We start from the raw sequence: 12,125 nt of genomic DNA on the forward strand, positions 1-12,125 counted from the left end.
TGATTCTACCAAAAATGGATAAAGAGAGGAAGATTCACTTTGGAAAAGAAAAAGAAAAAAAGGTCATTTTATAAGAAAGGAGGAGCTGGTTTACGATTAATGAGTACTAGACTCATTGCAGCTTTCCTTGCGGTGCTTATTGTCCCAACTGCACTTATCGGTTATTTCTCGTATCATAGTGCCAAAGATCAGGTGCAACAAAAAATGACAGATCCCATTAATACAATTTTAACGATGACAGGACAGCATATTAACAATCTGGTAGGGGAAAAAGCAGAAATGTTGAGTTACATAGACAGCATGTATGGCTCCGATCCCAGTCAGGCGAACAATGAAGTAATACAAGTAGGAATCGACCAGTTAGCTGATACATACCCTGATATTATTGCCATAACCGTAGGCAACGACCAAGGCAGTGTTATATCTTCTCCAGCAATTGAGGATGCAACATATGATCCACGCAGCACAGAATGGTACACCAATGGTATAAGTAACAATGGATCACTCTATTTTTCGAGTATTATGAAAGATTCGGTATCCGGGAAGATTTATGTAGAGATTTCAAAAGCTCTGTCAAATGAACAAGGTGTAGCAAGTATTAAACTTGATCTGGAGCGATTAGCAAATGAAATATCGATTGTGGATGTCGGAGGTAATGGGAGTCTGATTGTGGTGGACTCCAATCGAACCATCGTGGCTTGGTCCGGTGCCATTGTAAACGGTGGGGGAGGAGAGCTTGGCGGAGCACTCATCGAGGGAATTCCAGTCCATCCAAATACGGCTTCAAGTTCCGATGAACCGATGGCATTTTCCCAATTTGTCAGAACGGATCTGGCGTATGATCTGGAGGTATATAACGGTGTTAATGCTTTGACGGGTTGGAATGTCATTGCTTTAATGGGCCATGAAGACTTTATCGCCGCAGCGAAGCCCATCATGGTATCGAGTTTAACCGTCATTGCGATATCTGTATTGATTGCTGGTGTAATTATTTTCTTCATCCTGAGATCTTTTATCGTACCTATGCAAAAACTGCGAAAGGCCACTCGCAGCGTAAGCGAAGGGAATCTGTCCGAACGGGTTAATCTTAAAACTGAAAATGAATTTGGCATATTGGCCAATGATTTTGACCAGATGACCATTTCACTTCAATCGGTGGTTGCCGAACTTCATCAGACGTCATCGTTGTTAAGTCACTCTTCTCAGATGATTCAGGAGAGTACAGAACAAACGACCCAATCGGTACAACATGTGGCTGTAACCATGCAACAGACTGCGGAGTCAGCTATCGTTGGAGCGGAAAATTCGGAACAGACAGCAAATGCAGTCGAAGAGATGGCGAGAGGCATCAGTACAATTGCAGAATCTGCGAGTGCGATTGTAGATTCGGCTGAAGAGACGGAGCGCGCTGTTGCTAATGGTGGCAAAACCATTAACCAGGTCGGAGAACAAATGGAACATATTCTCGGAGCTGTTGAAGAAACCTCGGCATTGATTAATGAGCTGTCCAGTCTGTCTGCCGAAGCCAATCGAATGAATGAAGCGATCGCGGATATCTCTCGGCAAACCAATCTTCTATCACTGAATGCCTCTATTGAAGCATCAAGAGCAGGAGAGCATGGAAAAGGTTTTGCTGTCGTTGCAGGCGAGGTACGAACGTTATCGATGCAATCCAAACAAAGTGCGGACGAGATTGGCGCTACCATTGGTAAAATGCTTGATCTGATTGCCAAATCCACGTCTCTTATGAATGATAAAGTTCGTAATCAAGTTGGTGAAGGAATCCGGATCAGCCAAGAAGCTTCAGCAACCATATCGAATATTGAACAGTATACAACACATATCGTGGATCAAATTCAGGATATTTCCGCTGTCTCCGAACAGTTGTCAGCCAGTACGGAAGAAGTCTCGGCTACAGTTGCCACGATGAGTCACATCTCTAAAGTGTCGGCTGACAGTGCTCAGACAACTTCAGCAGCAGCCCAAGAGCAAATGGCGGCAATGCAGGAGATATCCGCATCATCTGCACAGCTATCCAAAACAGCTGAGAACATGCAAGAATTGGTTCGCCGGTTTAAGCTCTAGAGTAGAAGTAAGTAAATGTGTAAGGAAATATGTAAAGAGATATGTAAAGCACCAGGCGCTCCCCAAATGGAGCGCCTTTTTGCATTTAGAGAGATTAGTAAGAATGTGATCACTTGAGCACTCCTCCTCCTCATATCCTTTCCAACATTCCTTATGAAACGGGTTCGTAGATGATGGAGGTAGGATAATGCAATAATTCAGTGAATTTATATATGAAGAGATCTGATAAAATGAATGAAAAGCTGGGAGGTAAAGCCATGAAAAAGCCCATGATCGGTGTACTGCCTTTGTATGATACGGACAAAAAAAGTTACTGGATGCTTCCAGATTATATGAACGCCATAGAAGGAGCAGGTGGGATTCCAATTATGCTGCCTTTGACAACGGATACCGAGATCATAGCAACGTTGGCTAATCAGTTCGATGGGTTCCTGTTCACCGGGGGACATGATCTCAATCCTGAGCTGTATCATGAGCATGCTGAGGTTACCTGTGGAGAGTTGTGTATTGAACGCGATATGATGGAGTCGATATTATTACAAAAGGTAATTGAGCTAGATAAGCCTGCGTTTGGCATATGCCGTGGACTACAGCTATTTAACGTTATGTTGGGTGGAACGTTATATCAAGACATTCCGACTAACCTTCAACTTCATGGGAACAAGATCGTTAATCATAAGCAAAGTCCGCCGTATACAGATCTTGTACATGATGTACATATCGAGGAAAATAATATCCTATACGATATTTTGCAAACCGATACGATAAAAGTGAACAGCTACCACCATCAGGGACTCAAGATGTTATCGGATAAGTTAACTGCCGTGGCAGTCGCTGAAGATGGACTCGTTGAATCCGTGGTCATGCCAAACCGTTCATTTGTTTTGGCTGTGCAGTGGCATCCAGAGTACAGCTATAAAGTAGATGACTACAGTCAGAAGTTATTTGCGGCGTTTGTTCATGCTGCTAAATCCCCACGCTATACTATCCATATTGAAGACATCATCGCATAAAATGTGAAAAAGAAAAAAGACCTCCTGTTTATAAAAACAGAGGAGGTCTTAGTATTGGTGAATATAGTCGTAATAGTAATCCTGGTATTACCCTTCTATTGGCAGGATTATTTTAATCCAGACTTCGTGTTCGCATGCTCTTCAGCATTCAGGGAAGCAATCAGCTTCTCGCCTTCAACATCCAGATTTGGCAGAATGCGATCCAGCCATTTCGGAAGTGCCCAAGCTTTATCTCCGAAAATAGCCATGATGGCTGGAACCAAGCCCATACGGATGATGAAAGCATCAATCAGAATGCCTACCGCCAAGGTGAAACCAATCTGCTTGATCATGACATCATCAGTGAATATAAATCCTGCAAATACAGAGACCATGATCACTGCTGCGGCAACAACCACACGACTGACCTGATTGTACCCATGAACGACGGATTCGGTCCCGCGATGACCGTGGACATATGATTCCCGCATAGAGCTAACAAGGAAGACTTGATAGTCCATCGCGAGGCCATACAAAATACCTGTCACGATGATCGGCATAAAGCTCAGCAACGGGCCGCCAGTATCGAAACCAAAGAGCGAATGCAGCCAACCCCATTGGAATACAGCAGTCGTAATCCCGAATGTGGCCAGGATACTAAGCAGGAAGCCAATTGTAGCTTTGATAGGAACGATGATCGAACGGAATACAAGTAACAGGATGATCAGCGATAGCAGGATTATAATGCCTACATAAATAGGGAATACCTGCGCCAATTTGGCAGACATATCAATGTTAACAGCCGTAAGACCAGTAACCCCAAGCTTCACATCATAGGTCTGTGCGATACTCGAATCAGCCGAGCGCAGATCACTGACCATTGTTTTAGTGAGCGTATCGTTAGGACCTGTTTTTGGAATGAGACTAAAGATAGCCAAATCTTCTGTCATACCAAGCGGTGTAACCTGTGCTACGTTATTCTGATCTTGCAGCTCCATCATCAGACCACCCAAGAGTTCCGGCGTGACTTTTGCAGAAGATTGATTAGGCTCTGCGACCAGAATAAGTGGTCCGTTGAATCCTTCTCCGAAGCCTTCCGAGATAGCATCATAGCTCTGTCTTGCGTCCGTATCGAGATTCGCTGAGGAAGCGCCAGGGATACCCATTTCCATTTTGGTGATAGGTGTCGCGGCAAAACCAAGAATAACGATAATCGCGATAATGATAGCCCAACGATTCTTGATAATGAATTTCACCCATCTATCCGCAACTCCGTGACTAGCGGCTTTAGGATGTTTCTTGCTTTTCTCACGAGCTTTGGCGGAACAGATGCGTTCTCCTACCAATCCCAGCAAAGCCGGCAACAGGGTTAAAGCAACGAATACGTTGATGAGCACGGTGGCAGCTGCGACCAAAGCCATCGTAGACAAGAATGTGAGACCGATGACAAGCATACCGCACAGTGCAATAATGACGGTTAACCCGGCAAAAAATACTGCGCTGCCCGATGTACCAATGGCTCTGGCTGTTGCTTCTTTTGCGCTCAAGCCTTGATCAATGATCATTCGACGTTGACGATTAACAATGAAGAGAGCGTAATCGATTCCAACAGCCAATCCAACCATGAGAGCCAGGACGGAAGTGACACTTGGCATTTCGATGAATTTGGAGATTGAGAATGCTCCACCTACTCCGATCGCAACACCCAGTAATGCAGTGATCAGAGGCAGACCTGCTGCAACGACGGAGCCGAGGGTGATCAACAATACGATTACAGCAATGACCAGTCCAACAATCTCTGCGGAGCCGACCCCAATCGATACCGCTTTGAGCGTTTCGCCTGGCAAGACCGTAATGTTGGTTCCTTTCTCTACCGTCATAACGGATTGAATAACGGAATCAAATATATCCTGCGTGATGGCAGACTGCTCGATTGTAAATTGGAACTGGAACAGTGCAATACTACCGTCTGAAGAGATCAGCATACCAGGTACAGGAACACCATCCACCATCAAAGGTCCATAGGGAGGAGGCGTGGTTGTTGCGGATTGAGCTGCACCCGCAGACTGAGCATTCTGAGCAATCTCTGCAGAAGCCCCTGAATTACTCGCTTCAGCTGCATAATCGGCAGGGTTAAGGACTTTGTCTAATGCGTAAACTTCATTAACACCTTTCATCATGGCAGCCAAACGTTCAGGCGTATCCAAACGCTCGTTGTCCGGTGCCTTGAATACAACACTTCCTTGACCGCCGGAGGCGGCTGGCAATTCTTTTGCTAATTGATCCAGAACCTTCTGCGACTCTGTGCCTTCAATCTTCATTTCAGAACTGATGTGAATACCATTGATGCTGATCATGGAGATGACAATTCCCAGAATTAAAACCCAGCCAATGATGAAGGTTGCAGGTTTGCTAAAAGCGGTTTTCCCCACTCTGTATAATAATGTAGACATTTCTCTATTTTACACTCCCTCTATGATGAATGTGGATGGTTGGCATGTTCGAATCCCGCCCGCAAATGACTAAACGTCGTTTCCAAAAATTGATCGAATGTTAAAGCACCGGGCTTGGTATCCTCAGTAATGACTTGTCCGGGTAGTAACACATTAAGTCTTCCATCAATTAATGGCAGTATTGTTCCATATAGTGCGTTGATCAAAAGATAAGTATAGATCTCGTCATACTTCCCGTTAGATAAGTCTAATAAGGTATCTTGTGCCTGCGTCTGCATCCGGTGCATGGCTCCAAGGTAATGCGGTTCAAGTACGGGATAAGTCTGGGATAGTGAGAGCAACTGATGAAGTCTTCCAATTAGTTCTGTTGTAAGCTGCATCTTGATCAGGTTATACAGTACGTCAAGCAAGGAGACGTTGTCGGGCATTTTGGTAAGTAACTCTTCGAGTTCCGTTGTATTCTGAACGGATATTGCGCCTCTTGCTACAGCTTCTTCTTTACATGTGAAGTAGTTAGCAAATGTTCTACGTGAACAACCCACCTGATGCACAATATCTTCGACCGTAAAGCCATCAAGCCCATGTTCAAGGGTAAGTTCAAATGCAGCACTAGCAAGTGCTTTTTCAGTTGCTTCTTTCTTCAAATGTCGCAAGTTTCGTTTGATCATTATTCTCCGCTTATGCGTTCACCTCCAATACCAATGACTATGGTTTGTTTTTTTTAAGAAGAGCACACTTACTGAATATGCACTTTGTGAGGTTTATCATAACAACAAGTTGCTCATTGTGCAAATTTACCCATTGTGCAAATATTTTATATGACGGCTATACTATGAACCAATGCTTCAACTCCTGAGGAATGAATGTTAAAATCAGATAAAAACCTGGGGCGATGATGGAAAATGAGTAGTCGTAAACAAAGTTTATTGGAAACAGCACTTGCACTATTTTTAGAGCATAGCTATGCAAATACAACAATCCAGATGATCCTGGATCAATCAGGTGTATCCAAAGGTACATTCTACAAATTCTTCAGTTCGAAAGAAGACTGTTTATATTCGATTATTGATCAGCGTATGCAGGAGGATGTTTTCATTCGCAAGGAACTTGAACAAAATCATTATACTTCGGATTATGCTCTGCTTGTTGATCAGATTGCCATTCCCATGTCTGGACCTGACAAAGAGCGAGTGTGGGAATTGTATTGGACTGGTTTTTACGCCGGAGAGATCAACTCAGCTAAACTGGCTAAAGTGCATCTAAACTGGCTGTCTACACGCTTGATTCAGGTGTATGGAAAAGACATCAGCTTATACGCCAACGAAGGTGCAATATTGTGCTATGGCATACTACATCAGATTGCCAACACCTCAAGAAGTCTAAATACTCAAAAACCGGTTTGGAGCGAAGTTGTTCCAAAAGTATTAACGTACATCGAAGTGATATTAAGAACAATGCACCAAAGAAATGAACATATTTTTGACGTTCAGTCTCTTTATTTTCTGAATGCCGATGAGCGTAACCATGATCATGGTCTCGATATCGACAAGCTGTTGGAGGAATTGGATGAGTTCAACAAGATTGTTCAAAAATCCAAGGAATCTACATCATTAAAGCAACTTTCCAAGGGACTTTTGGCGTTATTACAGGATAAAGAGGATTTAAATATTCCTGTAATCGAAGTTGTCCTTCAAGCATTTCACAAAGAGTACAAATCAAGTGCATTTCACTCCGAAGCCAATAGACTAACCGAAGCCTGCTGGTGGTATTTGGAACTTGTGAAGCACCATAATTAATTTGGAGGTTGGCCCCAAAGCCAACCTCTTTTTTTGTTTTTTTTATGCTTGAAGTTATTATTAATATACTATTAGTACATTAATTAATTGTTGTTATAACAGTTGAATGTTGCAGTTTAAACTACGGAATTTGAAATTAAATATACGAGTAGTATATAATCGAAATGAACATATATTTCCATAGATTTCAATAACTTCACTAAGAAAGGAAGATTTCAATGAATAATAACCAAACATCGGAAAAATCAGAATTCAATTTGTTTAGTGAAGAAAATGTTAAAGATCAATTTGCCATGTTTAAACAGATGCGATCCAGAGGCTCCGTTGTTCCTGTTCCCAATCCAATGGGTGGAGCAGAGCAAACCTGGATTATAACTCGGATGGACGTTGCCATGGAAGTGTTGAAAGACCACTCTCGATTTACGGTAGATATGAACTCTATCGATAATGGCAATGATATTCGAAAGAATCTCTCAGACGATCTTGGTTCATCGGAACCCCAGACTTTTTTTACCGGAAAGTCGATGCTCTTTGTTGATGAACCGGATCACCGAAGACTGCGTAGCCTGGTGTCCAAAGCATTCACTCCAAGATATATGGAAAGCCTGCGTCCGCGTGTCCAGGAAATTGCCGATGAATTAATTGATCAATTTGAAGGAAAAGGAGAGATGGATCTTGTAAAAGACTATGCCTACCCTTTCCCAATTAACGTCATATCCGAAATGCTCGGTGTACCTCAGGAAGACCGACCTCAGATCCATGTATGGTCTGAAGCCATTGCGAAAGGTCTCGGTTTCGGTAAACAAGATCCTGAAGTAGCGCAGCATTTGCGATCATTCGCAGAATACACGGCTCAGCTTGTGGCGAACAAACGAGTGGAACCTTCCGATGACCTCATCAGTCAATTAATTGTGATCGAGGAGGAGGGGGATCGACTGAATGAAGATGAATTAATATCCATGATCACGTTATTAATATTTGCTGGACATGAGACAACGTCGAATCTGATTGCGACCGGCTCTTATCTACTTCTGACACATCCCGAACAACTGGAACAACTTAAACAAGATTTGAATCTGGTTCCTTCTGCGGTGGAGGAGTTGTTACGATATAACGGCCCCGCGACTTCGTCAGGTCCTCGATATGCAACGCAGGACACGGAGCTGGATGGACAACGGATTAAAAAAGGAGATGTTGTGATTCCTCTTTTGAAATCAGCGAATCGGGACGAGTTACAGTTTAACCAACCTGAAGAACTGGATCTTGAGCGCAAAATAAAACGGCATTTGGCCTTTGGCCATGGTATTCATATGTGTCTTGGTGCTCCACTTGCCCGTGTGGAGGGAGACGTAGCGTTTACTACGCTATTAAGTCGACTTCCTGGTCTTCAGCTTCGTGTTCCTCCGGAAGAGATTCATTGGCACTACTCACTATTATCTGAGGGATTGGCATCATTACCAGTAAAATTTTAATAGATAAATTTAGTGTGTCTCACTGGAGTATGACGAATTGTCGTCATACTCTTTATTTATAATGATGATAGAACGGTATGAACAAGAAGCATTCCAATGGAGTGAACATGCTAATGCAAAAACATAAAATTGAGTACATAAATTTTGTTGTGGAGGTAAACTTTATGAATAAAGATGAACTATTCATGCATAAAGCCATTGAGATTGCTTTGCAAGCTCGCAAAGAAGGAAACGAACCATTCGGCCCATGATCAGTTAGCGGAAATTGCTGGCAGCAACATCATGATCGCGTGTGAAGAAGTGTTTGAGAAAAGTCCTCAAAAGCCTGAAGTAGTGGGGGAATTACTGAGCGCAGAAGGCTTGAAAGTATTCGAAGGATATCAATTTCTTTCTTAGTCCTCGTTCGGACAAAAAAATAATTTTTAATTATTGCTTGATTTTTTTTTCAACGTCTGATAGTGTAAGACCTGTGATTTTGGGAAGTTAATTTATCAATATGAATTAGAGCTTTCCAGCAGATAATTTTGACCACTTCACCAGGAAGTTAAGGCCATACGGACAGCCGGGTCAAACGCCGATTGGCAACTTACGTTGCTTTATTGATTGAGTTCAAAGCTCAAATTTTATAAGTTGGTTACTTTACAACCAGTGCAATTGCACATCAACTTGTGAAACGGTCAATAAGAGTGGTAAAGGCGAATTATTTGCTATATAGACTCTGATCCAATATTGATATACATGAAGGAGCTTTCCGCCAAAGGAGTTCTTGTGAACTTTTTTGGTCATGGAGACTTCACGTCTTTTTTATGATGTATATCGATAAGCAAGTGTGATGGTGCGCGATTGCGGGCATTTTTCACCTTGCTTTTTTTGTTGTCTTGTTGTCGTTACTGTATCAAACAAATTAAACCAATTAAAAAAAATACATATTGGGATAGGAGAATGTAAAATGGGAAAAGCACTAATCATCGGCGCCGGCGGCGTTGCTTCCGTGGCAGTACACAAATGCGTTCAAAACAGTGAAGTTTTTGAGGAAATCTGCATCGCGAGTCGTACAAAATCCAAATGTGATGAACTCAAAGCCAAGCTGGACGGCGGAAAAACAAAAATTACAACAGCACAAGTAGATGCTGACAATGTTGACGAACTGATCGCTCTGATCAACGAAGTTAAACCGGATATCGTTATGAACCTTGCTTTGCCGTATCAAGATCTGACAATCATGGATGCTTGCCTTGCAACTAAAACAAATTACATGGACACAGCGAACTATGAGCCACATGATACAGCGAAGTTCGAATACAGCTGGCAATGGGATTACAAAGAGCGTTTTGAACAAGCAGGCATCACTGCATTGCTCGGTAGTGGATTTGATCCAGGCGTGACAGGCGTATTCTCCGCTTATGCCCTGAAGCACTACTTCGACGAAATTGAGTACATCGACATTCTGGACTGCAATGGCGGCGACCACGGCTATCCGTTCGCAACCAACTTCAACCCTGAGATCAACATTCGCGAAGTATCTGCCAACGGTAGATACTGGGAAAATGGTGAATGGATCGAAACGAAGCCGATGGAAATCAAACGTGTCTACGACTTCAAAGAAGTTGGCGAGAAAGACATGTACCTGTTGTACCATGAGGAATTGGAATCTTTGGCAAAAAACATGCCAGGTCTGAAACGTATCCGTTTCTTCATGACATTTGGTCAAAGCTACCTGACTCACTTGAAAGCTCTTGAAAATGTAGGCATGACTTCAATCGAGCCTATTGAATATGAAGGTAAACAAATTATTCCACTGCAGTTCCTGAAAGCAGTACTGCCTGATCCAGCATCCCTTGGACCACGTACTGTAGGTAAAACAAATATCGGTTGTATTTTCAAAGGTAAAAAAGATGGTCAAGACAAAACATATTATGTTTACAATATCTGTGATCACCAAGAGTGTTACAAAGAAGTGGGTTCCCAAGCGATCTCTTACACAACAGGCGTTCCAGCTATGATTGGTGCAGCAATGGTCATGACAGGCAAATGGAACAAACCAGGCGTATACAATGTAGAAGAGTTCAACCCGGATCCATTCATGGAAGAGTTGAACAAATGGGGCCTCCCATGGGTAGAAGACTTCAACCCGGTACTCGTTGATGAGCTGCCAGAAGAAGTTAAAGAATCGGAGCTAGTTCGTTAAAATGCGGTTCGAGCAATTACCGACACCATGTTTTGTTGTTGACGAGGCGCTTATCGAGAGAAACCTGAAAATCCTGAACGGTGTTATGCAACGTACAGGTGCCAAAATCGTGCTCGCTCAAAAAGCATTTTCCATGACTGCGATGTACCCGCTGATTGGAGAATACCTGAGCGGAGCTACGGCGAGTGGTTTGTATGAAGCACGCCTGGGCCACGAGGAAATGGGCAAAGAGAATCATGTCTTTGCTCCGGCATACCGCGCAGAAGAGATCGACGAGATTCTCTCCATCTGCGACCACATTATTTTCAATTCTTTTTCACAGCTTGCAAAATTTAAGGATAAGGCGCTTCAGGCTGGCCGTAAGGTCGGCTTGCGCGTCAATCCAGAATGCTCTACCCAAGAAGGACACGAGATCTACGATCCGTGTTCTCCGGGTTCGCGTTTTGGCGCGAAACAAGAAGATTTCCAAGCAGATCTGTTGGAAGGTGTCTCCGGACTACACTTCCACACACTGTGTCAGCAAAATTCAGATGATCTGGAGACTACGCTGAACGCAGTTGTTGAGAAGTTCGGACAATGGCTGCCACAAATGGAATGGATCAACTTCGGTGGTGGACACCATATCACACGTGAAGATTATGATATTCCAAGACTGGAAGCATGCATCAAGCGTATGCAGAACGATTATGGCCTGGAAGTATATCTGGAGCCGGGAGAAGCTGTTGCGCTGAACGCGGGTTATCTGGTGACCTCTGTGCTGGACTTCCATAAAAACGGTATGGACATCGCTATTCTGGATACTTCAGCTACGTGTCATATGCCGGATGTGCTGGAAATGCCATATCGCCCGCCGCTGATCGGTTCGGGAGAAGTGGGTGAGAAGGCTCATCTGTATCGCCTAGGTGGACAAACCTGTCTGTCTGGTGACGTGATTGGGGATTATTCATTCGATCAGCCTTTGCAAGAAGGCGACCGTCTGGTATTCGAAGACATGGCGATTTACTCCATGGTGAAAACCAACACGTTCAACGGCATGCCGCTTCCAGCGATTGCTGTTAAAAGAAAAGACGGCGATTGCGAAGTTGTCCGCGAATTCGGATATCAGGATTTCAAAATGAGGCTGGCATAATTACTTCATT

9 protein-coding genes are annotated in these 12,125 nt (G+C 43.4%); 7 read left to right on the top strand and 2 right to left on the bottom strand.

The features are described 5' to 3' along the window. Positions 1–99: 99 nt before the first annotated feature. Complete coding sequence (locus F0220_RS14675) at positions 100–2,085, top strand: methyl-accepting chemotaxis protein (protein WP_181155402.1); 1,986 nt, start codon at positions 100–102, stop codon at positions 2,083–2,085. A gap of 257 nt (positions 2,086–2,342) precedes the next feature. Further along, positions 2,343–3,098, top strand: coding sequence for a gamma-glutamyl-gamma-aminobutyrate hydrolase family protein (locus tag F0220_RS14680; protein ID WP_149846658.1), 756 nt, complete (start codon positions 2,343–2,345; stop codon positions 3,096–3,098). 107 nt (positions 3,099–3,205) lie between these two features. On the opposite strand, the gene F0220_RS14685 is transcribed toward F0220_RS14680, so the two are convergent. Both F0220_RS14685 and F0220_RS14690 read right to left on the bottom strand, forming a co-directional pair. Continuing rightward, the gene (locus F0220_RS14685) at positions 3,206–5,530 is read right to left on the bottom strand and encodes an MMPL family transporter (protein ID WP_149846659.1); all 2,325 of its coding nucleotides are present in this window, start codon (positions 5,528–5,530) and stop codon (positions 3,206–3,208) included. A 20-nt stretch (positions 5,531–5,550) separates the two neighbouring features. After that, the gene (locus F0220_RS14690; RefSeq protein ID WP_091016359.1) at positions 5,551–6,198 is read right to left on the bottom strand and encodes a TetR/AcrR family transcriptional regulator; all 648 of its coding nucleotides are present in this window, start codon (positions 6,196–6,198) and stop codon (positions 5,551–5,553) included. A gap of 234 nt (positions 6,199–6,432) precedes the next feature. On the opposite strand from F0220_RS14690, the gene F0220_RS14695 reads away from it, so the two are divergent. The 5 genes from F0220_RS14695 to nspC all read left to right on the top strand — a co-directional run bounded on the left by F0220_RS14695 (position 6,433) and on the right by nspC (position 12,115). Beyond that, positions 6,433–7,326 carry a TetR/AcrR family transcriptional regulator gene (locus F0220_RS14695; protein WP_091016357.1) on the top strand — a complete coding sequence of 298 codons (894 nt, stop codon included), beginning with the start codon at positions 6,433–6,435 and terminating at the stop codon, positions 7,324–7,326. 218 nt (positions 7,327–7,544) lie between these two features. Beyond that, a complete protein-coding gene (locus tag F0220_RS14700; protein ID WP_197997667.1) occupies positions 7,545–8,798 on the top strand; it encodes a cytochrome P450 family protein in 1,254 nt (417 codons plus the stop codon). A gap of 113 nt (positions 8,799–8,911) precedes the next feature. Then, positions 8,912–9,049, top strand: coding sequence for a hypothetical protein (locus F0220_RS32890; protein ID WP_223199950.1), 138 nt, complete (start codon positions 8,912–8,914; stop codon positions 9,047–9,049). A gap of 698 nt (positions 9,050–9,747) precedes the next feature. Further along, complete coding sequence (locus F0220_RS14710; RefSeq protein WP_017688530.1) at positions 9,748–10,986, top strand: saccharopine dehydrogenase family protein; 1,239 nt, start codon at positions 9,748–9,750, stop codon at positions 10,984–10,986. 1 nt (position 10,987) lies between these two features. Further along, a complete protein-coding gene (gene nspC, locus F0220_RS14715) occupies positions 10,988–12,115 on the top strand; it encodes a carboxynorspermidine decarboxylase (RefSeq protein ID WP_133384741.1) in 1,128 nt (375 codons plus the stop codon). Positions 12,116–12,125 lie beyond the last annotated feature (10 nt).

Source organism: Paenibacillus sp. 37, assembly GCF_008386395.1.
GTDB classification, from domain to species: domain Bacteria; phylum Bacillota; class Bacilli; order Paenibacillales; family Paenibacillaceae; genus Paenibacillus; species Paenibacillus amylolyticus_B.

What these genes read in the sequence shown, in the direction of transcription:
- F0220_RS14675 (WP_181155402.1), top strand. Translation starts at nt 100, where the DNA reads ATGAGTACTAGACTCATTGCAGCTTTCCTTGCGGTGCTTATTGTCCCA.
- F0220_RS14680 (WP_149846658.1), top strand. Translation starts at nt 2,343, where the DNA reads ATGAAAAAGCCCATGATCGGTGTACTGCCTTTGTATGATACGGACAAA.
- F0220_RS14685 (WP_149846659.1), bottom strand. Translation starts at nt 5,530, where the DNA reads ATGTCTACATTATTATACAGAGTGGGGAAAACCGCTTTTAGCAAACCT.
- F0220_RS14690 (WP_091016359.1), bottom strand. Translation starts at nt 6,198, where the DNA reads ATGATCAAACGAAACTTGCGACATTTGAAGAAAGAAGCAACTGAAAAA.
- F0220_RS14695 (WP_091016357.1), top strand. Translation starts at nt 6,433, where the DNA reads ATGAGTAGTCGTAAACAAAGTTTATTGGAAACAGCACTTGCACTATTT.
- F0220_RS14700 (WP_197997667.1), top strand. Translation starts at nt 7,545, where the DNA reads ATGAATAATAACCAAACATCGGAAAAATCAGAATTCAATTTGTTTAGT.
- F0220_RS32890 (WP_223199950.1), top strand. Translation starts at nt 8,912, where the DNA reads ATGCAAAAACATAAAATTGAGTACATAAATTTTGTTGTGGAGGTAAAC.
- F0220_RS14710 (WP_017688530.1), top strand. Translation starts at nt 9,748, where the DNA reads ATGGGAAAAGCACTAATCATCGGCGCCGGCGGCGTTGCTTCCGTGGCA.
- nspC (WP_133384741.1), top strand. Translation starts at nt 10,988, where the DNA reads ATGCGGTTCGAGCAATTACCGACACCATGTTTTGTTGTTGACGAGGCG.